We start from the raw sequence: 20,788 nt of genomic DNA, 5'->3' as shown, positions 1-20,788 counted from the left end.
TTACTTTTTATTTTCAGTATGCGTTCTTTTGTGCCTGTTTTCTTCGTCTTTTCGGAAAGGGTCGGATATAAATGAATTAGATTTCGATTTTAAAATGAGAATTTGTTTGATTCGAAAGGTTTCACAGAAATGCAATATGCAGATTGACAATGTTTTATAATGAACCCCGTGAAGCCTTGACGTATACCGGATGGTATCCCGGAATTTGAAGTTCCAACGGACCGGAATATGTAAGCTTTTATCGAAGAAAACTTACGGCTTTTCCTTGTAAAGCCAAAGTATATATTCACATGAGTTCTGTTAAAATATTATGTTATAAAACATATTTCATGAAAAGCTATTATCTTTGTACCGGTTATCTAAAAAGGCAGAAGTATTATGCTGACAGAAGTATTTTATATTCTCTTCTTCTATTTTACAGGGGAGTTTATCAGTTATTTTATCGATGGCTTCATACCAGGCAGTGTGATTGGAATGGTACTTTTATTTTTTGCTCTAGTCTTCAAACTGGTCAAACCATCGAAAGTCAAAAAATTATCGACTCTTCTTACTGAAAACATGGGATTATTTTTCCTTCCGGCAGGAGTTGGTTTGATGAATTCGCTGGGGATTATTTCACACTATTGGGTAGTCATTGTCACAGCTTCGGTGGTCAGCACCATTTTAGTCATTGCCAGCGTAGCTCTTATCCAGCAAAAATTAGGGAAGGAGGGACAAAATGAATAATCTGGCACAATCGGAAGTATTCGCTTTAACTTTGGTAGTCGGAACTTATCTGGCTGCGCTGGCTTTATATAAAAAGACGCATATCAGCTTGTTGCATCCGCTGATAACTTCCATATTCGTCATCATTGTCGTACTGAAAACATTGGGTATCGAGTATGATTCGTTTCAAAAAGGTAGTCATCTGATACATTTCCTGCTGGGTCCTTCGGTAGTAGCGCTCGGATATGTCTTGTATGAACAAATGCAATATCTGAGAGGGAATGTCGCCTCTATCCTGACCTCCGTTTTTGTAGGAGCCGTAATCGGCATCGTCAGTGTTATCCTGATTGGCGATTTAATGGGAGCCGATAAAGCTTTGATTGCCACTCTGCAACCCAAATCAGTAACTACGCCTATCGCAATGGGAATTGCTGAAAAATCGGGGGGTATTCCTTCTTTGACCGCAGTCATTGTCGTAGCCGTCGGGATATTCGGAAGTATTGTCGGCCCTTTTATAATGAAAGTGTTAGGTATCGAAAGCCGGATAGCCAAAGGACTTGCCTTAGGAGCTTCGTCGCATGGTGTGGGAACAGCCGCCGCCATTCAGATTGGAGCCGTCGAAGGAGCATTGAGCGGGTTGGCTATCGGATTAATGGGCATTATGACCGCCATATTAGTTCCGGTAATCAGTTTCATATTGTCACTCTTTTAAAGATACCACCCGACTCCTACCGGCCAGCTGTTATATCAAACTGATTTGCAACTGATTTCCTGATAAAAAAGTATTAGTAGTTTGTTACTTTAACAGGAAAACACTAATTTTGCGACCAAAATCATTTCTGATTGACTCAATAATATTAAAATAAAGACTATAAAGTATGATTAATTCACAAGACATCAAGAAAGGGACATGTGTCCGTCTGGATGGTAAGCTCTATTTCTGCGTCGATTTTCTCCACGTAAAGCCGGGAAAAGGTAACACAATTATGCGTACCACATTGAAAGATGTTGTAAAGGGCGGACAAATCGAACGTCGTTTTAATATCGGTGAAAAACTGGAAGATGTACGTGTAGAACGTCGTCCTTATCAGTATACATACAGAGAAGGTGAGCATTATCATTTCATGAATCAGGAAACTTATGAAGATGTCATTATCGATAAGGAACTTATCAACGGCGTGGACTTCATGAAAGAAGGCGAAATTGTTGATGTCGTTTCCGATGCTTCTACCGAAACAGTTCTTTTCGCTGATATGCCTATCAAAGTTCAGTTGGCCGTAACATACACAGAACCGGGTGTTAAAGGCGACACAGCCACAAACACATTGAAACCGGCCACTGTTGAAACCGGTGCTGAAGTTCGTGTCCCGTTATTCATCAACGAAGGTGAAATCATCGAAGTGAACACACAGGACGGTTCTTATGTAGGACGCATCCGCTAATCAAACACGAAAAACGTTGTAAAAGCCTCATCTGGTTTCAGTTAAACGTATATCGGTCAGAGAAGCTTTTACAACACTTTTTTATTCATTTCCAAAACATTACAGCTATGAAAATCAAAGAATGGGCCGAAGAAGACCGTCCACGTGAGAAAATGTTATTAAAGGGGGTCACATCCCTCAGTGATGCCGAACTGCTTGCCATCTTGATTGGTTCCGGCAATAACGAAGAAACAGCCGTCCAACTTTCCCAACGTATACTCCATTCCGTCAACAACAATTTGAACGCTTTGGGCAAATTATCCGTTAAAGATTTAATAACCGGTTTTAAAGGTATCGGAGAAGCCAAAGCTGTTACCATCAACGCCGCCCTGGAACTGGGCAAACGACGGGGAATAACCATACCGCTCCAACGTCCGTCCGTCCGAACCAGTCAGGATGTTTATCAGTTGTTTTATCCGATTCTATGCGATTTGCCGCATGAAGAATTGTGGATAGCCCTCACCAACCGCTCCTCCAAAGTCATCGGAAAAATCAAAATCAGCCAGGGTGGAACCAACGAAACATCGGCCGACCTGCGCCTGATACTGAAAGCTGCCATCAATGCACTTGCCACAGGTATCCTCCTTTGTCATAACCATCCTTCAGGAAATACAACGCCCAGCAAGCAAGATGATTTATTGACTTCCCGGCTACAGAAAGCAGCCCAATTAATGGAAATAAATATGTTGGACCACATAATTCTGGCCGACGGCAACTATTACAGCTATTCGGACGAAGGAAGAATCTGAAAAACCGAAAATTATTTCGTAAGTTTGCATTCAAATTAAAAAAACATGAACAACGAATTTCTCCAAACAGAAGAAGCGATTGTCGCCATGCTAAAAACCGTGTACGACCCGGAAATTCCGGTCAATGTGTACGACTTAGGCCTGATATACAATGTGGAAGTCGATGATGAGAAGAATGTTCGCATCGATATGACACTCACAGCCCCTAATTGCCCGGCCGCCGATTTCATTCTGGAAGATGTCCGTATGAAAATAGAATCGATACAAGATGTGAACAACGTGGAAGTAAACCTGGTGTTCGAACCTGAGTGGGATAAGGAAATGATGTCGGAAGAAGCCAAGCTCGAGTTGGGCTTTTTATAACTTCCCGTAAAGAATAAACAACTTTCACGATGAACATTCCCAAAAAGAAAATATTCTTTGCATCGGACGCCCACTTAGGCGCCCGATTTCATAAAGACCCGCTGGCCGTCGAAAAAAGGCTGGTCCGCTGGTTGGATAGTATCAAAGACGAGGCTATGGCCATCTATCTTTTGGGAGACATGTTCGATTACTGGTACGAATACAAATATGTCGTACCGAAAGGTTTTGTCCGTTTTCTGGGTAAGTTGGCCGAATTGTCCGACAGAGGTGTGGAAATTCATATCTTCATCGGTAATCACGATATCTGGATGTTCGATTATCTTCCGAAAGAAATCGGAGCGATTATCCACCGGGATACATTGACTGTCGATTTATTAGGTAAACGTTTCTTCCTCGGCCATGGAGATGAAGTGGATTTCCGTAGCCGGGCGTTCCGTTTCATCCGTGCACTTTTCCGGAATAAGTTTTGCCAATGGCTATACGCCGCCATTCATCCGCGTTGGACATTCGGTTTCGCATTAGGCTGGTCACTAAGCAGTCGCAAAAAAGGGCTGGAAAAGCATAAAACACAAGAATCTGCCGATTATCTGGGAGAAGACAACGAGTATATGGTTCAATTCGCCAAAGAGTATCTGAAAACGCATCCTGATATCAATTTCTTTATTTTCGGCCATCGCCACATCATGCTCGACTTAATGCTGTCCCATACCTCCCGCCTCCTGATAGCGGGCGACTGGATGCATTTTTTCTCCTATATCGTCTGGGATGGCGAAAATCTTTATCTCGAACAATTCGAAACGGAAGAATAAAAAAAGACAGCCCCAACCGATGCCGGGACTGCCTAAACACTAATCCTTTGTGTTTTGTAAGCTGTGAGGATTAGAATAATGATTATTTATCCAATATTTCCATTGTATCGGAAGCAATCGTGAACTCTTCGTCAGTCGGGACAACAATAATTTTCACCTTACTGTCCGGTGTACTAATTACCATTTCTTCGCCACGCATACCGTCATTCTTTTGAGTATCAATTTTCATTCCCATGTATTCCATGTTCTCACAAACAGTACGACGAGTAGACCACTGGTTTTCACCGACACCGCCGGTCCATACCAGAATATCGCAACCACCCATAGCAGCCGCGTAAGCACCTATATATTTCTTGATGCGGTAATTGTAAACGTCCAAAGCCATGATAGCCCGTTCGTTTCCTGCAGCAACAGCCGCTTCTATTTCACGCATATCGGAAGAGATACCGGAAAGACCGGCAACCCCGCTTTTCTTGTTAATCAAATCGGACAGACCGGCACCGTCCATTCCTTCCTTATCCATGATAAAGGATAGAGCACCGGCATCCACATCCCCGCAACGAGTTCCCATCAACAAACCTTCCACCGGAGTCAATCCCATAGAAGTATCAACACATTTACCATGATCTATAGCAGCGATAGAACCTCCATTTCCCACGTGTGCAGTAATAATTTTCTGCTCTTCATAAGGAACACCCAGTATTTCACAGGCACGACGGGAAACATACCGATGGCTGGTTCCGTGGAAACCATAACGGCGCACACCATATTTAGTGTACATCTCGTATGGCAAGCCATACATATAAGCCTTTTTCGGCATGGTCTGATGGAAAGCCGTATCGAATACCGCAACCTGGGGAATACCCGGAATCAACGCTTCCATCGCGTCAATACCTTTCAGGTTGGCCGGATTATGCAACGGGGCCAAATCCGAACATTCAATCACTTTATTGATAACATCTTGGTTGATTCGTACGCTGGAAGCAAACTTTTCACCTCCATGTACCACCCGGTGGCCGACAGCATCGATTTCGTTATAATCTTTGATGCAACCATATTTCTCGTCCGTCAATACGCTCAAAATAAATTCGATGCCCACCTGATGACCGGGAATATCTTTCTCCAGCACTACTTTCTTGCCGTCTTTGTCCGTCAGTTTAAGGAATGCACCCGGCAAACCTATTTTCTCGATACCCCCTTGCGCCATTACTTCGCCGGATGTCATATCGAACAGTTTATACTTAATAGAACTGCTTCCGCAGTTTAATACTAAAATCTTCATTTTCTTCGCGTGTTATTTGTTTTTATCTCTTTGCCGCTTTCAAGCCGATTGACTGATTGGAGGCTATCGCAACCATTTTATAAATATCATCCACTGAACAACCACGGGACAAGTCGTTCACCGGAGCGGCCATTCCCTGAAGGATAGGGCCTACAGCCTCGGCGCCACCCAGACGCTGAACCAGTTTATAAGCGATATTGCCCACTTCCAAAGTCGGGAATACCAACACATTGGCTTTTCCGGCAATTTCGCTTCCCGGTGCTTTCTTCGCACCGACAGCTTCCACGAGAGCTGCATCAGCCTGCAGTTCGCCATCAATCTTCAAATCGGGAGCCATTTCCTTAGCCAGACGGGTCGCTTCCACCACCTTGTCTACCATTTCATGAGAAGCACTTCCTTTGGTTGAAAAACTCAACATGGCAACACGTGGTTCCATCCCTACGATATCACGTGCCGTAGCTGCTGTAGCCAAGGCGATACTTGCCAATTCCTGCGCATTCGGATTCGGCATAACCGCACAATCCGCAAACACAAGAATTCCCTCTTTACCATACTGCGGAGTTTTTGTAAACATGATAAAAGCACCGGATACACAACTCATGCCCGGAGCTGTCTTAACAATCTGAAGAGCAGGACGAAGCACGTCACCGGTTGTATTCTGCGCACCGGCAATCTCGCCGTCGGCATCACCGGATTTAATCATCAAACAGGCAAGAAACAAAGGATCTTCTACCAACACAGCCGCTTTTTCCGGCGTCATACCTTTTTTCTGGCGTAATTGGAAAAGCAGGTCGGCGTAAGCGGCTTTCTTTTCGTGATTCTTCGGATCGATAATAGTAGTTTGTCCGATGTGATTCAATCCGAACTGAGCAGCCAGCCGGTTGATTTCAGCAGGGTTGCCAATCAGGATAATGTCTGCAACTCCGTCGGCCACTAAACGGTCGGCAGCTTTTAATGTTCTTTCTTCAGTCCCTTCGGGAAGAACAATACGCTGTTTATTTGCTTTAGCGCGTGCAATAATCTCTTGCATTAAGTCCATAGCGGAAGATCTATATTTATATTATTTTGTTAATGTCACCGTAATTCGGATACAAAAGTAGACATAATGCAACATAGAGTTTACAAAATCAGCAAAAGATTTGCATGCCGAGCTGTCAGTTTCAGAACATTTAACAATAATTTAAGACTTCCCGTTCACCGGACAGAATTTGTTGTAATTCCTCCGCCGTCACATTGATTGCCAACTTCCCATTGTGGGCAACGGAAATTTTCCCGCGTTCCTCCGAGACGATGATAATAAGCGCATCCGTTTCGAGCGACATACCCAAGCCGGAACGATGACGCAATCCCATTTCTTTCGGAATATTGGCGTTCTGGGCTACCGGAAGAATACAGCCGGCAGCCTTTATACGATTATCGGCTATAATCATCGCCCCATCATGCAAAGGGCTATTCTTAAAAAATATATTTTCAATCAGACGCGCGTTCACATCCGCATTGAACATTTCACCGGTATGCTCGTAAACAGACAAATCCACATCCTGCTGAATACAAATCAAGGCTCCGGTCTTCTTCTTTGCCATGTTCATACATGCCAGTACAACCGGAGCGATAAATTTTCCTTCATTATCATTATCCGCATTCCGCTTGGAAAATAATTTCCCCAGAAATTTCCATCCCCGGTGCGAACCGAGAGCCATCAGGAAACGGCGTATTTCATCTTGGAAAAGAATGACCAACACTATAAACCCGACACTGATAAACTTATCCAGAATAGCTCCCATCAACCGCATTTCCAGCACTTGCGAAACTAAAATCCAGACAACGATAAAAGAGACGACACCACTGAAAATAGCCAGCGTACCCGAACTCTTCATCAGTTTATAGGTCTGATAAAGGAAAAAAGCGACCAACAGAACATCAATCAGGTCTTTTACACCGAAATTCATCCACATAATCTTAATGTGCTAATTTATTAATTATCTTAACCGCTTCCACTGCCTCTCTCACATCGTGTACACGCAGGATATCCGCTCCGTTCATCAATGCAAAAGTATTGAGAACAGTTGTTCCGTTCAAGCTGTCGGCAGGTGTTCCGCCCAAAAACTTATACAGCATGCTTTTTCGGGAAACACCTACCAGAAGTGGTAGCCCGAATTCCTTAAATTCAGGGAGACGGCTCATCAACACATAATTCTGATCTACCGTTTTACTAAAACCGAAACCGGGGTCCAGAATAATATCATTCACTCCTCTCAGGTGAAGCTGGCGGACTTTAGCGGCAAAATACAGCATAATATCTTCCATCATATCCGTATAAGCGGTATGCTGTTGCATTGTCTGCGGTGTTCCACGCATATGCATCATAATATAAGGCACATTCAAGTCGGCAACAGTATCGAACATGGCAGCATCCAGTTCGCCCCCCGAAATATCATTGATAATGGCGACCCCATATTCCTCTACTGCCCATCGGGCAATCCCTGCACGGAACGTATCGACGGAAACAGGAACGTCCGGATATTGCGTATTGAGTATTTTCAAGGCAAAGGCCAACCGTCCCATCTCTTCTTCCGGAGAGACCTCCGCTGCATCGGGACGCGAAGAATACCCACCTACGTCAATCAGTCTCCCCCCTTCGGAAAGAATAGTCTGAATCCGTTTCTCTATGGCAGCCTCCGTCTGTTTCCGGCTATCGGCATAAAAAGAATCAGGGGTAACATTCAGAATACCCATTACAAGAGGGGTATCAAGCGAGGTAAGTGTTCCCCTAATATTGAGCGTTTTATGTAACATTGCTATGACTTCTTTCCAGCAAAGATACAGGAAAAACATTAAATTAGTACATTTGCGGACAATAAGTACAACCAATAATTACGAAAGAGCAACACACTATGACTATCTCAGAACTATACGAATTATTTATACATCACCCGAAAGTAACAACCGACAGCCGCAATTGCCCGCGCGGTTCTATCTTTTTCGCCCTCAAGGGAGAGAAGTTCGACGGTAATAAGTTTGCAGAAAAAGCACTGGCCACCGGTTGCTCGTATGCAGTAATAGACAATCCTGAATATGTATCCGGCGAACGGACAATCCTTGTGGAAAACGTGCTGAAGACCTTGCAACAGTTGGCCCATCGTCATCGTAAGGCTGTGGGTTGCCCGATTATCGGCATTACCGGCACAAACGGGAAAACAACGACTAAGGAACTACTGGCGGCTGTCCTGTCTACCAAATACAACCTCTTGTATACGGAAGGGAACCTGAACAATCACATCGGAGTTCCCCTCACCCTGCTCCGCCTCAATCACGAACACGAAATGGCTGTTATCGAAATGGGAGCCAGCCATCCGGGCGACATTAAGGAGCTGGTGGATATCGTACACCCTGATTATGGGATTATCACCAATGTAGGCCAGGCACATCTGGAAGGCTTCGGTTCGTTCGAAGGGGTAATCCGGACGAAAGGCGAGTTGTATGATTACATTCGCCACTCCAAAGGCAAAATTTTTATCAATCAGGACAACAAGTACCTGACAGACATAGCCAAGGGTATCGAACAAATCACGTATGGCTCCGATGAAACGGCTTTTGCCTGGGGATGTGTGGAAAGTAGCAACCCTTATCTTACTTTCGAATGGAGACAACAGGGGAAAATACATACGGTAGAAACACATCTGATTGGAAATTACAACCTGACCAATGCTTTAGCAGCCATTGCCGTCGGACGTTATTTCAAAATCCCGGCAGAACGCATCAGCCGCGCGATTGCGACCTATGAACCGACCAATAACCGTTCGCAATTAAAGAAGACGAAAAAAAACGAGCTGATTATCGATGCTTACAATGCCAATCCCAGCAGTATGCGGGTTGCACTGGAGAATTTCGCTTCCATGCCCGTTTCGCCGAAAGCAGTCATTTTGGGGGATATGCGCGAACTGGGCCCTACAAGCGATGAATTGCATGCCGAAATCGTCGAACTGATAAAAGCCGGCAAATATGACAAAGTGTTCCTTTGCGGCGAACATTTCCAAAAAACCGGAAAAGGTTTTGCCACCTACGCGACAACGGCCGAACTGATTAATACCTTGCGCCGTAACCCGTTGACAGGTTACCACATTCTGATAAAGGGTTCGCACGGCATGGCTTTGGAAAAGACAATCGATGTCTTATAAGCCAATCCATTTCCAATAAAACAACGAAGCTCCGGTAGTCTTAAAAAACCACCGGAGCTTGTTTTTTGTCTGCCTTCCTCCTTCACAGGTACCGGCAGAAGAACTTTTTTACTTTAGTATTATGCCACTTGTTCGCCCGTCACGGGGTAATTGAACGGTTACAAAGAACCGGACGCGTGGCTATATATTTGATTATAAATTGTTCTTATTCAACCATCGCTTTTACAGCTTCTTCGCCTTCAACAGCTACTATAACAACACCTGCAGGCACTGCAATCGTTTCATTGTCGGATGCGATAACTGTATTAGCCTTCATCTGGCCTAACATATTGCTGATGACAACCTTCTTGCCGGCTGCACCGTTGATGGTTACCTGACCATTACCGGCGATTACCGATACTTCAGAAGTTGAAATTGCATCGTTATCTGTAGCCATATTCTCTTCCGAACCTACTTCAAGATTGAATACCAGACCATTGTCGCCACCGGTCTTTGCATTGGCAAAGGTTGATGTTTTCTTGTCGGACAATACAAGACAACCGTTCTGACTCTTCAACCATGCACCTTTCTTTGGAGCTATTACCTCACCATCACCACTCTGAGACTCTATCAGGAAGGATACTGTTTCGTCTTCCTTATCGGCAGAGGCGGCCTTTTCAGGATATACATAGCGGAATGACCAAGTATAAGTCTGATGGGCATCATTGATTTTTGACAAATCTTTAATCCAGGTTCCGTCAATCTTAGCATCCTTGTAAGCCTTGATGACTGCTTCAGGATTCAGTTTGTCTACATCGGCTTTTTCGTAACCGTTCGTCAGGATTATCAACATATCTTTGTAATACATCGCTTTCACGAAACCTACACGGTTATAGTCTCCGAACATATACGGTTTTTCTTTTGTCGCTTTATCCGTTACATTGGCGGAGTCGGCAAAGCTTACCAAATATTTGGCTACAACATAACCCGGTTTGCCAGGTGTTGCATGGATACACTTGTTGGCATCGGTGGTCTCTTTACCATCAGGGGTCATGTGCTTGTGACCTCCTGTTGCATTACAAGGAATGGTATCCACTTTCGCTACTTCATGACGGTCTACTGAAATCAGGTATTGCGGTTTGATATAACCCAGACCACGGTTCACCCAAGCGGTATCGACATGCAGAGAAAGGCCTGTTGCTTTTCCTTCGGACCAAATGCCAAGGAAGTCGATGCCGGTTTGCTGGAATTTAGGATTGTTTTCATCCATCAGGTATTCACCACGGTAAGTTTCCTTGAAGTTCAGCAACTTAGCAGCATCTTCGCTTCCGGCTACGGCTTTTTCCAATGCGGTGTTGAAACGGCGATACAGAGGTGTGTCGTACGGTTTGATATCGAATACGGAAGTATTGATATTGGCCATATTTTCAGCCTGAAGAACGGCGTTCTTGGTATTTTCAGCCACACCGGCTTTTGTCGTGTCGTTTGACAGAGCCACCAAGGCATAGTAATGCATACCGTTGTCGCAGTTGTTTTCTTTGAAGTAGAAGCGAACATTTGTTCCGGCTTCATCTACTGCGAATTTATTATCGGCATTCTTGAATACATTCAGCCCGTTGTTGGCGGATGCGTCTCTTACTGCTACCTGATAAGCATTGCGGTACAGGTTCTTCAAGCCCGGGATTCTCTTTGCTACATCGGATTTCACTTCATAACCGTAACGTACGGCTTTGTCTGTTACTTGTTGCAATTTGAACGCTGATTCATAATCTTTTACGGTCAATACCGAGTCGTTTTCCGATTTCACTCCGATAAAGTGAGAAGCGTCATACGGACTGAAGTGATTGAAGGTATAAGTAAGCACGCGCAATGAATCTTTGTCAAAGTTCTTGTAACCCAGCAATGTATCCGATTTTGCCACGGCTGATACTTCTTCGAATGTCACATATACTTTTCGTTTATCTACTTCATAATAGATTTTGCCTTTATCATCTTTATGCAACTGAACACCCTCATAAGATTGTTCCGGATATTCACGGTTGGTCATCACAATCGTGGAATTTGTTTTTGTCGCATTTTCCTGAAGTACTACCCACTGATAAGCCGGCATGTGATCCAAAGCCTGGAAGTCCGCGTCGTAACGAGTCCAGTTGGCTACCGAGTCGGCATAGTTGATTGCTACTGCAAGGTATTTGCCATCGGCATTCTTGATGCGATACAGGTTATCTTTAATCGTTGTCAGAGTATTGTCTACTTCCGGTTCTTCTATCTGGAAGTCGGGCTGGATTAAGGGTAAGATGAAGTTAGCAGCTGTTGCAGCAGCTTCCGACTCGATAGCTACCGGAGCAGGAGTGATAACAATCTTGTTCTTATCCAATACTGTAAGAGCGATATGTCCACCTGTATATGCTACAGAAGCATCAATCTTGTTATAAGCAGGATGAGCATCCTTATCTGCAACAGGAGCAGTGTATGCTATTTCAACTTTTGTAGCATCATATATGGTAAGATCAAGGCCGTTAGTTGTACCGTCCAAAGCATCTATTTTGTCTTCCACAGCTTTTTTAGCTGTTTTAGTAGCACCAGCAGCTGCTGTTAAATACGCATCAACATCAGCTTTTAACGCAGCTTTTGCATTATCCCAAGTATCGCTAGTCACACCAGTCACCCCAGTTGCACCACTAACAACAGCATAGCTATAGTTAGAAGCAGCATATGTAATCTTAAATTCCTCTTCACAAATGGTAAGAGCATACTCTGCACCAGGAGCAGTTTTCGCATCAATTACACCATCTACAGTTGTTTTCACACCAGACAATATACCATCTAATGCAGTTCCAACTGCCGTTTTCACAGCAGCAACAGTTAAATAATCTTTCCCATCATAAGTATATGGTTCAGCTTTAGCTACCACTTCAGCTACTTCTGTTGCTTTTGCAGTATTAACAGCATATAACACAATAGAATCTTCTTTCAGATAATATTTACCTGTAAACATAGCAGAAGCATGAGGACGTACAGCAATAGCTTTCACTACTTTACCATCTTTATCTTTTTCCAGACGATAAGAAGCTTCAGGTGTAGGAGCTGTATATTTTCCATCAAGAGCAGCATGAGTCGGCTTTGCACCCAATGTATCAACAATCAGGTGGCTCAGCTTATTCGTACTTGCTGTTGTATAGTAGTTTGTATCAACTACCAATACATACGGGTTCTTAGAAGTTGTGCTATCAGATGTTGCCAACATAAATGTTGTTGCCTCTGCTGCAGTTTTAGCTTCGGCAGCTGCAGCTGTCCACTTCTTAGTTTTCAGGAAGTTTTCAACACTTGCATCCTGAACATCCTTACCATTAGCAAAAATCAATTTACCAGAAGTTGTAATCTGGTTAAAGATTTTCGGAGTCAATGTCAATTCAAGCTTATCAGCAAGAGCAGTCGGAGTAATTGCATTATTCCCAGGAATCGCACTTGAACCCAAAGCTACATCCAAACCACCTTTTACCGCATTCAATTTGTAAGCATTATCAAAGAAGAATGTAGAATCCCCTTTCACGCTATACAAACCTAATTTACTGTTGAATGCCCATTCCGTATTACCTTCTTCATCAAAAGTAGCTGCAGCTGTAGAAGCGCCCTTATTATTCGTCTGCAATTTAACAGCGAACATTTTACCTGTCAGCTTATTTTCAAAAGAATAAGTAGGAGTTCCGGCTGCACCTACACCCGGGATAACGGTTATTTTCCACATTGCGGAAAAAGATTTCTCGGCATCATCTTCCAAACTTGTTAATGTAGAAAAATCATAAGCAGTTTTTGTGTCACAAAGAAATGCAGGAGAAGCTGTTGTGTTCAAAGTAACATAATCCCCGGTTTTCACACCATCCAACATATCCCCGACTTCTGCCTTGGTCTGTTGTGCGAAAGCGGAGATACTACCGGCTACCAGGGCGGTAGCCAAAAGAGTAGAAAATCTCATGTTCATAATTCTAAATAATTTAATTAATAATACTGTAATATTGAAATTTCGTTCTATTTCGTACGTTTGTTAACTTCTGTATAATGACTAAATTAAACGTACGTTTTTTCTAGTCATTTTTTCAGGCGTTTTCTGAGTTCGTAACGGAAAGCCCGATTTTTGTACATACTTTGCTATCTAATTGATAAGAAAGCACATACAAACGATAAAAAAATTCAAGAAAAGAATTGCAGGTTCAAAACTTATGCCTATTTTTGTGGCTAGAAAAAACGTACGTTTATTTTAGTCATTCTGTTTCGGTCTTCTATCTCCCTAATTATCAATCCAATTATCGATTTTTACACCCATTTTCACCCCTCTGATATATAGGTACACGCGTACATTATACAAAATAGCAATTTATTCATAATCAAACAATTACGAAAACAGATAAAGTCAGTAAAATGAGTATTTTCTCGGCTTGCCCGCTTTGAAGCGGTTTTCGTTTATAAGATTTAACACTATCCGATGAAATTCAGGAAGTATAGCTTCCCTTCTTACAAAACGCCCTATGCTTTTTATATTTTTCACTCAAGCAATTTTACTTTCAATATATATAAAAAGATAAAACAACAATTGTCATTTTTATTTTCAATAATTGTATTTCTTATTTTCAATATATATTGAAAGTAAAATCGCTTGGGTGAAAATCAACAAACGCCAAGCACGTTTTACATAAAAGCAAATAATGATTGACGTTAGCTAACGCAATCATTCATCAAGGGGTTAGACTTACACGTGAATGGCACTCACTGCTTCAAATTCATAATATCGGACAAAAAAAAGCCCCTCGGCGTCTGAACACCAAGGGGCCTGTAAAAGATATATCGGTAAGATAGATTAGATACGAGCTAATGTTGCAACGATGAAATCCCATACCCGCTGAACGGACGGGATACTAACCCGCTCGTCGGGAGAATGCGGATGCTGCAGATCCGGACCGATGGAAATCATGTCCATATTCGGATAAGACTCTTGGATGATACCGCATTCCAGACCGGCATGCATCACTTTTACTGCCGGCTTTTTACCGAATAATTCGGCATACGTTTTTTCCATGATTGTGAGGATGGGGGAATCGATATTCGGTTGCCAACCTCCATAAGCGCCATCGTATTCCACTTTAGCACCTGCCAGGGAGAAAACACTTTCCAAACTGGAGCAAACCGATTCCTTACGGCTTTCGGAGGAACTGCGGACCAACAACTGGATTTCAATCAATTCATTGGAAGAATGGACAATAGCCAGATTGGTAGAAGACTCGACCGTTCCGGGAAAATCGACCAACATGCTGATGACTCCGTTCTGGCAACCTTCGATTGCATTAATCAAGTCGTCCTGAATTTCTTCGGGTATCAGCGTAGCAGGCATCTCGGTCATTTCGGCAACAAAACTGATATTCTCCTCAATCCCTTTATATTCGGTGCGGAAAGTTTCTTGATAATCGGAAACCAGTTCCCACAAAGCTTCTATATTATCACCCGGAATGGTCATGACAGCAAACGCTTCACGCGGAATGGCATTGCGCAGCGAACCGCCATCCACAGAAGAAAGACGAGCGCCATAATCGCGAACCGCCTCTTTCAGAAAACGGAACATCAGTTTATTGGCGTTGGCGCGTCCCAAGTGGATATCCACACCGGAATGCCCGCCCTTCAAACCGGTCAGGCTGATTTTAACAGCCACATCGCCTTCGGGTATATAAGTATCTTCCTTAAACTGCATGGAAACATTCAGGTCGGCGCCACCGGCACAACCTACAAACAACTGTCCCTCTTCTTCCGAGTCACAGTTCAACAGGATTTCGCCTTTCAGGAAACCCGGCTTCAAACCGAAAGCTCCGTCCATCCCCACTTCTTCGTTGATGGTGAAAAGAGCTTCGAGCGGACCGTGTTTCAGGTTCTTATCCGCCAAGGCGGCCATTGCGAAAGCGGCTCCGATACCATTGTCCGCTCCCAAAGTCGTTTCGCGGGCTTTCACCCATTCGCCGTCTATGTACGCATCAATCGAGTCGGTTAGGAAATCATGCTTGACAGATGAATTCTTTTGAGGAACCATATCCAGATGAGCCTGCATGGTCACGGTTTTGTGTTCTTCCATACCCGGAGAGGCAGGCTTACGAATCAAAACGTTTCCCACTTCGTCTTGCAGGGTTTCCAATCCCAATCCTTTACCAAAATCTACCATAAAGCGAGTAACAGCCTCCATGTGTCCGGTCGGACGGGGGATTTGTGTAAGGGCGTAGAAGTTACCCCATACAGGCTGCGGAGAAAGATTTTTGATTTCTGCTGACATAAAAAAGACGTTTTTTTGTTACCAATAATAGTTTATTTATGGAAGAGTTTGTTTCACCTCTTCACTTTCTATTCTTTTTCTGTTTGTGATTGGCAAAGCCACTACTCCGAACAAACCGGTCAATCCCAACCATGCCGTCTGTATCGTAAATACCACCAGTGCAAAAGCGGCAGCATCGTTTTCATTTACACCGTAGCACATCAAAGTGGCAATCACCATAAAGTGCCATGGCCCCATGCCCCCCTGAATCGGGACGGCAACAGCGATACTACTCATTGTAAAGGCTATCAGGCCAACCGTTACACCCAGATTTCGGGTAAAATCGAATGCGTAGAACGTAACATAGAAATACAAGAAATAGCCAGTCCAAATCAACAATGTCTGTATGACAAACAGACCCTTTTGTTTCATCAACCAAATGCTCTTCATGCCTTCCCAAATATTCTGAAGCATCGATTTGGCTTTCTTCACCAGCGTAAAGTTACTCATATATGTGAATATAAACCAAATTACAGCGATAAAAATTATACCTGCCACATAAATCCATATAGAATTAAACATCGTCCGGAAGCCATCCAGTAAAGTCGGATTAAGGGAAAAGAAAGCCTGGAAGAAGTCAAAGTTGAACAATATTATAGACATGGTAATCAGACCGACCATTACGGTATCGCTCACACGGTCAATCAATAAGGTCCCCAACAGGCGGGTGAAAGGAATATTATCATATTTGGTTATCATACCACAACGCCACACTTCGCCTACACGCGGCAAGACCAGATTGACGGCATAATTCCCCAAAACTGCATAGATGACATCACTCGTCTTCACCTTATCGCCCAATGAACGAATCAGCAAGCCCCAACGTAACCCCCGCATGATATTGGCCCCGAGGCCAAACAAAAGGGAAAACAGAATAATTTCGTAATGAACACCCCGCCGGACAACAGCCCATATCTCACTTATGTCCATTTTACTATACAAATACCAAAGGAGTAAACAGCCAAAAGCAAGGGGAAGAAATATCTTGACAAACGTACGTAGGATTGCTTTAAAATTCATTATGTGTAAGATGACTTTAAATTATTTGTAGTATTTTTGTGCGGCAACAAAGATAAACAATATTTTAATACAAACACATTACACCAAGAAAGTGTATGAGATTAGTCAAGCCAAAGAAATCATTAGGACAACATTTCCTGAAAGATTTGCATATCGCACAGCGAATAGCAGATACATTGTCGGATTATCAGCATCTGCCTGTTTTGGAAATCGGTCCGGGCATGGGAGTCCTGACCCAATTCCTGCTGGAAGCCGGACACGACCTGACGGTGGTGGAACTGGATTTGGAGTCGGTTGATTATCTGGAACAGAATTTCCCTGCCTTAGAAGGAAAAATCATTGCAGAAGATTTTCTGCGGTTGGATTTGAGTAAGCTCTTTCCGGGTGAGTTTTGTGTGATTGGTAACTATCCGTACAATATTTCCAGCCAGATATTTTTTAAAGTACTCGATTATAAGGAAAAGATACCCTGTTGTTCGGGCATGATACAGAAAGAGGTTGCGGAACGGTTAGCTTCCGGTCCCGGCCGCAAAGCCTATGGTATTCTAAGCGTATTGCTTCAAGCCTGGTATGATGTGGAATATCTGTTCACCGTCAGCGAAACGGTGTTTGACCCGCCTCCCAAAGTTAAAAGTGCTGTTATCCGCATGACACGGAACAAACGTACGGAGCTGGGATGTGACGAAGCGTTGTTTAAAACGGTGGTTAAAACATCTTTCAACCAACGTCGTAAAACACTGCGCAACTCGATGAAACCTTTGCTTGGAAAAGATTGCCCGGACTACGCACTACCGATATTCGACAAACGCCCGGAGCAGTTGTCGGTGGAACAGTTTGTGGAACTGACATTAATCACGGAACGAAACTTATCATCATCCCAACCTTAAACAGGCATAAAAATGATTGAACTGACGAAAGAATATATCGAACACCTGCGGGATATCATCGCTGAAAAAGACGATGCTAAAATCAAAGAACTGCTGGACGAGTTGTATCCGGCGGATATTGCCGAACTTTATCAGGAACTGAACTTGCAGGAAGCTATCTATCTCTATTTGCTGATGGATGGAGAGAAAGCAGCCGACGTTCTGATGGAACTGGATGAAGAGGACCGTCATAAGTTACTGAAAGAGTTGCCCAACGAACTGATTGCTAAACGCTTTGTCGATAATATGGAGACCGACGATGCGGTAGACCTGATGCGTGAGTTGGATGAAGATACCCAGGAAGAGATTCTTTCGCACATCGAAGACGTGGAACAGGCCGGCGACATTGTCGACTTGCTGAAATATGACGAGGATACGGCCGGTGGCTTGATGGGTACCGAAATGATTGTGGTAAACGAGAATTGGAGTATGCCCAAATGTATCGATGAAATGCGTAAACAGGCGGAAGAAATGGATGAAATCTACTATGTGTATGTGGTAGACGACGACGAACGCCTGCGTGGAGTCCTGCAACTTCAGACGCTCATCACGAATCCGTCGGTTTCCAAAATCAAGCATGTGATGAAAAAGGACCCTATTTCGGTACGAGACAGCGACAGTATTGAAGAGGTCACTCAGACAATCGAAAAATACGACCTGGTAGCTTTACCGGTCGTCGACAGTATCGGACGTCTGGTAGGACGCATCACCATCGACGACGTAATGGACGAAGTCCGCGAGCAACACGAACGTGACTACCAGTTGGCATCCGGTATCTCCCAAGATGTGGAAACGTCGGACAATGTATTTACACAAACAGCCGCCCGTCTTCCCTGGCTACTAATCGGGATGATTGGCGGTATAGGCAACTCCCTGATACTTGGGAATTTTGAAGGGAACTTTGCTGTAAATCCTAAAATGGCGTTATTTATTCCCTTGATTGGAGGGACAGGAGGAAACGTAGGAATTCAATCGTCGGCTATCGTTGTACAAGGCTTGGCCAACAACACGTTAAAAGCCGGGAATATTCTTTCCCAGATACTCAAAGAAGCTGTCGTTTCATTAATTAATGCCAGTATCATCAGTCTGGTCGTATTCGTCTACAACTTCTTTATGTTGGGCGACCGGGGTATTACGGCATCCGTATCGCTGAGCCTTTTTGCCGTAGTCATGTTTGCCAGTATTTTCGGTACACTGGTTCCCATGACTCTCGACAAAATAAAGGTAGACCCGGCATTGGCTACCGGGCCGTTTATCACCATTACAAACGATATTATCGGGATGATGATTTATATGTTCATTTCTTCTGCGCTGGCGGGGTGAGACGAACGTGTCCGGGTTCCCGACGTCCCTTCCCTTTCATACGGGTCAGGTTGTCGCCTAAATCTTCACGCATTTCATCGGCTATTTTCATTAATTTGGCTGCCTCTTCCGGATATTGGGTGATTACATCATACCGTTCACCGGCATCCCGGCGCAAGTCGTAAAGTTCGGGTTTCCGGATTTCCAGATTGGTCAATTGCCCGGGTTTACCGTCATTTCCGGGGAGATAAGCCCCATAAGTCACGTATTTATGGGGAAACACCAGCTTAAAACGACCATCGGTAACAGCTTCCAGGTCATTTTTATTATAATAATAAACAAACGATTTACGCGGTTCAGCATCTTTTTCCCCTTTTATCAAAGGGAGTAAACTGATACCGTCTATTTTCCGTTCCGGAAGTGCGGCACCACTGATTTCGGCAAATGTAGGAAACAGGTCGATATTGGAAGCCAGTTTATTACAAGTAGTTCCCGGCTGAGTTTTACCCTTCCAGTACATCACACAAGGAATACGGTTTCCACCATCGAAAGTCGTGGCTTTTGCTTCCCGCAATCCACCCGTCGAACCGGCATGGTTACCGTAATTAGCCCACGGACCGTTGTCGGATGTCAGTATCACCAGCGTATTTTCTTCCAGACCAAGTTCACGCAAAGTTTTCAGTACCTCTCCGACACTCCAGTCTATTTCCATCATTACATCTCCGTACAATCCCTGTTCACTTTTTCCTTTAAACTTATCCGACACGGCCAACGGGACATGTGGCATGGAATGGGCCAGATAAAGAAAAAACGGTTTGTTTTTATTCTTACGGATAAAGTTCACGGAACGAGTCGTATAATCGGTCGTAAAACAAGATTGGTCCGTATTATATCCAACCACCTCGTTTCCATCGTAAGTCGGCAAATCCGGGAAATTAAAAACTTCCCCTTGTTGCGGATGAAACGGCCACATATCATTGGAATAAGGCAGCCCGTAATACTCATCGAAACCATTCTGCAACGGCAGGAACGGATGTTGGCTACCTAGATGCCACTTACCGAACACGGCAGTACTATACCCTTTTTGCTTCAATAATTCCCCTATCGTCATTTCGTCCGGATTGATGCCATAATCGGAATCCGGTCCCGGAGCACCGGCAAAACCTATTCGGTTCGGATAACAACCGGTCAACAAGCCTGCCCGCGAAGCTCCACTGATAGGTTGTCCGGCCAGAAAATGGGTAAAACGAACCCCTTCGGCAGCCATTTTATCTATATTCGGAGTTGTATAGCCATACGCTCCATTATAGGAAAAATCACCATATCCGGCATCATCCAAATTGATAAGAATAAAATTGGTGTAACCGGCTGCCATTACCGGCAACGAAAAGGAGGCTAGTGAAGAGAATAAAAGGATTTTGCTGTTTTTCATGACAATAGCTATTTCTAAATATAGACAAATGTACTTAAAAAGAATTCGATTTAAAGGATATATGAAACAGAAAAAGAACTAAAAATGATTTTTAGCTCTTGGGAAGTTGAAACAAAATAGCAGCGGTAAAACCGGTTACCGCTGCTATCCGATACATCTATGTTAAGAAAATTCCTTTTGTATAGCCGCAATTGTATCCGCATCCAGTTTCGT

The 20,788-nt window shown here is 43.7% G+C and carries 17 protein-coding genes; 9 read left to right on the top strand and 8 right to left on the bottom strand.

Annotated elements, in window-relative coordinates:
• Window positions 1–378: 378 nt before the first annotated feature.
• The 6 genes from DW103_RS16805 (at window position 379) to DW103_RS16780 (ending at window position 4,107) form a co-directional block, all read left to right on the top strand.
• Window positions 379–726, top strand: coding sequence for a CidA/LrgA family protein (locus DW103_RS16805; protein ID WP_122278252.1), 348 nt, complete (start codon window positions 379–381; stop codon window positions 724–726).
• Entirely contained in the window at window positions 719–1,417 is a 699-nt protein-coding gene (locus DW103_RS16800) for an LrgB family protein (protein WP_122278250.1), read from the top strand. Before DW103_RS16805 ends, DW103_RS16800 begins: the two co-directional genes overlap by 8 nt.
• 166 nt (window positions 1,418–1,583) lie before the next feature.
• Window positions 1,584–2,147, top strand: a complete 564-nt coding sequence (efp, locus tag DW103_RS16795) for an elongation factor P (protein WP_122278248.1) — start codon at window positions 1,584–1,586, stop codon at window positions 2,145–2,147.
• A 107-nt stretch (window positions 2,148–2,254) separates the two neighbouring features.
• Window positions 2,255–2,935, top strand: a complete 681-nt coding sequence (gene radC / locus DW103_RS16790; RefSeq protein WP_122278246.1) for a DNA repair protein RadC — start codon at window positions 2,255–2,257, stop codon at window positions 2,933–2,935.
• Window positions 2,936–2,980: 45 nt separating this feature from the next.
• Window positions 2,981–3,298, top strand: coding sequence for a metal-sulfur cluster assembly factor (locus DW103_RS16785; protein WP_122278244.1), 318 nt, complete (start codon window positions 2,981–2,983; stop codon window positions 3,296–3,298).
• Between the two features lie 29 nt (window positions 3,299–3,327).
• Window positions 3,328–4,107 (top strand): UDP-2,3-diacylglucosamine diphosphatase, encoded by a 780-nt coding sequence (locus DW103_RS16780; protein ID WP_122278242.1) that lies wholly within the window; start codon window positions 3,328–3,330, stop codon window positions 4,105–4,107.
• Between the two features lie 82 nt (window positions 4,108–4,189).
• On the opposite strand, the gene DW103_RS16775 is transcribed toward DW103_RS16780, so the two are convergent.
• The 4 genes from DW103_RS16775 to folP all read right to left on the bottom strand — a co-directional run bounded on the left by DW103_RS16775 (window position 4,190) and on the right by folP (window position 8,185).
• Complete coding sequence (locus DW103_RS16775) at window positions 4,190–5,389, bottom strand: acetate kinase (RefSeq protein ID WP_122278240.1); 1,200 nt, start codon at window positions 5,387–5,389, stop codon at window positions 4,190–4,192.
• A 22-nt stretch (window positions 5,390–5,411) separates the two neighbouring features.
• Window positions 5,412–6,428: a phosphate acetyltransferase gene (gene pta / locus DW103_RS16770; protein ID WP_122278238.1), complete on the bottom strand. Its 1,017-nt coding sequence runs from the start codon at window positions 6,426–6,428 to the stop codon at window positions 5,412–5,414.
• A gap of 130 nt (window positions 6,429–6,558) precedes the next feature.
• Window positions 6,559–7,344, bottom strand: coding sequence for a diadenylate cyclase CdaA (gene cdaA, locus DW103_RS16765; protein ID WP_122278236.1), 786 nt, complete (start codon window positions 7,342–7,344; stop codon window positions 6,559–6,561).
• A 4-nt stretch (window positions 7,345–7,348) separates the two neighbouring features.
• Entirely contained in the window at window positions 7,349–8,185 is an 837-nt protein-coding gene (folP, locus tag DW103_RS16760; RefSeq protein WP_122278254.1) for a dihydropteroate synthase, read from the bottom strand.
• 98 nt (window positions 8,186–8,283) lie between these two features.
• Between folP and murF the strand changes: the two genes are divergently transcribed.
• Window positions 8,284–9,567, top strand: a complete 1,284-nt coding sequence (gene murF, locus DW103_RS16755) for a UDP-N-acetylmuramoyl-tripeptide--D-alanyl-D-alanine ligase (protein ID WP_122278234.1) — start codon at window positions 8,284–8,286, stop codon at window positions 9,565–9,567.
• A gap of 205 nt (window positions 9,568–9,772) precedes the next feature.
• Here the strand turns inward: murF and DW103_RS16750 are convergent, their stop codons facing one another.
• The 3 genes from DW103_RS16750 to DW103_RS16740 form a co-directional block, all read right to left on the bottom strand.
• Entirely contained in the window at window positions 9,773–13,528 is a 3,756-nt protein-coding gene (locus DW103_RS16750; protein WP_122278232.1) for a DUF6383 domain-containing protein, read from the bottom strand.
• An 873-nt stretch (window positions 13,529–14,401) separates the two neighbouring features.
• Window positions 14,402–15,856, bottom strand: a complete 1,455-nt coding sequence (locus DW103_RS16745; protein ID WP_122278230.1) for an aminoacyl-histidine dipeptidase — start codon at window positions 15,854–15,856, stop codon at window positions 14,402–14,404.
• 36 nt (window positions 15,857–15,892) lie between these two features.
• Window positions 15,893–16,915: a lysylphosphatidylglycerol synthase transmembrane domain-containing protein gene (locus tag DW103_RS16740; RefSeq protein WP_122278228.1), complete on the bottom strand. Its 1,023-nt coding sequence runs from the start codon at window positions 16,913–16,915 to the stop codon at window positions 15,893–15,895.
• 95 nt (window positions 16,916–17,010) lie between these two features.
• On the opposite strand from DW103_RS16740, the gene rsmA reads away from it, so the two are divergent.
• Together rsmA and mgtE are read left to right on the top strand one after the other, a co-directional pair.
• Window positions 17,011–17,802 carry a 16S rRNA (adenine(1518)-N(6)/adenine(1519)-N(6))-dimethyltransferase RsmA gene (gene rsmA, locus DW103_RS16735; protein ID WP_122278226.1) on the top strand — a complete coding sequence of 264 codons (792 nt, stop codon included), beginning with the start codon at window positions 17,011–17,013 and terminating at the stop codon, window positions 17,800–17,802.
• 12 nt (window positions 17,803–17,814) lie between these two features.
• The gene (gene mgtE / locus DW103_RS16730; RefSeq protein ID WP_122278223.1) at window positions 17,815–19,164 is read left to right on the top strand and encodes a magnesium transporter; all 1,350 of its coding nucleotides are present in this window, start codon (window positions 17,815–17,817) and stop codon (window positions 19,162–19,164) included.
• Here mgtE and DW103_RS16725 read toward each other — a convergent pair.
• A complete protein-coding gene (locus tag DW103_RS16725; RefSeq protein WP_122278221.1) occupies window positions 19,139–20,575 on the bottom strand; it encodes a sulfatase in 1,437 nt (478 codons plus the stop codon). The two genes, mgtE and DW103_RS16725, sit on opposite strands and share 26 nt — an antisense overlap.
• Window positions 20,576–20,788 lie beyond the last annotated feature (213 nt).

This window comes from Parabacteroides sp. AM08-6 (assembly GCF_003473295.1).
Classification (GTDB): Bacteria; Bacteroidota; Bacteroidia; order Bacteroidales; family Tannerellaceae; genus Parabacteroides.
This window is presented reverse-complemented; position numbering and strand designations above follow the sequence as displayed.

Bases quoted from the DNA above. Each gene is read 5' to 3' on its own strand.
- rsmA (WP_122278226.1), top strand. From the start codon at position 17,011: ATGAGATTAGTCAAGCCAAAGAAATCATTAGGACAACATTTCCTGAAA.
- DW103_RS16800 (WP_122278250.1), top strand. From the start codon at position 719: ATGAATAATCTGGCACAATCGGAAGTATTCGCTTTAACTTTGGTAGTC.
- pta (WP_122278238.1), bottom strand. From the start codon at position 6,428: ATGGACTTAATGCAAGAGATTATTGCACGCGCTAAAGCAAATAAACAG.
- DW103_RS16750 (WP_122278232.1), bottom strand. From the start codon at position 13,528: ATGAACATGAGATTTTCTACTCTTTTGGCTACCGCCCTGGTAGCCGGT.
- DW103_RS16745 (WP_122278230.1), bottom strand. From the start codon at position 15,856: ATGTCAGCAGAAATCAAAAATCTTTCTCCGCAGCCTGTATGGGGTAAC.
- DW103_RS16785 (WP_122278244.1), top strand. From the start codon at position 2,981: ATGAACAACGAATTTCTCCAAACAGAAGAAGCGATTGTCGCCATGCTA.
- DW103_RS16740 (WP_122278228.1), bottom strand. From the start codon at position 16,915: ATGAATTTTAAAGCAATCCTACGTACGTTTGTCAAGATATTTCTTCCC.
- DW103_RS16775 (WP_122278240.1), bottom strand. From the start codon at position 5,389: ATGAAGATTTTAGTATTAAACTGCGGAAGCAGTTCTATTAAGTATAAA.
- radC (WP_122278246.1), top strand. From the start codon at position 2,255: ATGAAAATCAAAGAATGGGCCGAAGAAGACCGTCCACGTGAGAAAATG.
- efp (WP_122278248.1), top strand. From the start codon at position 1,584: ATGATTAATTCACAAGACATCAAGAAAGGGACATGTGTCCGTCTGGAT.
- DW103_RS16805 (WP_122278252.1), top strand. From the start codon at position 379: ATGCTGACAGAAGTATTTTATATTCTCTTCTTCTATTTTACAGGGGAG.
- mgtE (WP_122278223.1), top strand. From the start codon at position 17,815: ATGATTGAACTGACGAAAGAATATATCGAACACCTGCGGGATATCATC.
- folP (WP_122278254.1), bottom strand. From the start codon at position 8,185: ATGTTACATAAAACGCTCAATATTAGGGGAACACTTACCTCGCTTGAT.
- DW103_RS16725 (WP_122278221.1), bottom strand. From the start codon at position 20,575: ATGAAAAACAGCAAAATCCTTTTATTCTCTTCACTAGCCTCCTTTTCG.
- murF (WP_122278234.1), top strand. From the start codon at position 8,284: ATGACTATCTCAGAACTATACGAATTATTTATACATCACCCGAAAGTA.
- cdaA (WP_122278236.1), bottom strand. From the start codon at position 7,344: ATGTGGATGAATTTCGGTGTAAAAGACCTGATTGATGTTCTGTTGGTC.
- DW103_RS16780 (WP_122278242.1), top strand. From the start codon at position 3,328: ATGAACATTCCCAAAAAGAAAATATTCTTTGCATCGGACGCCCACTTA.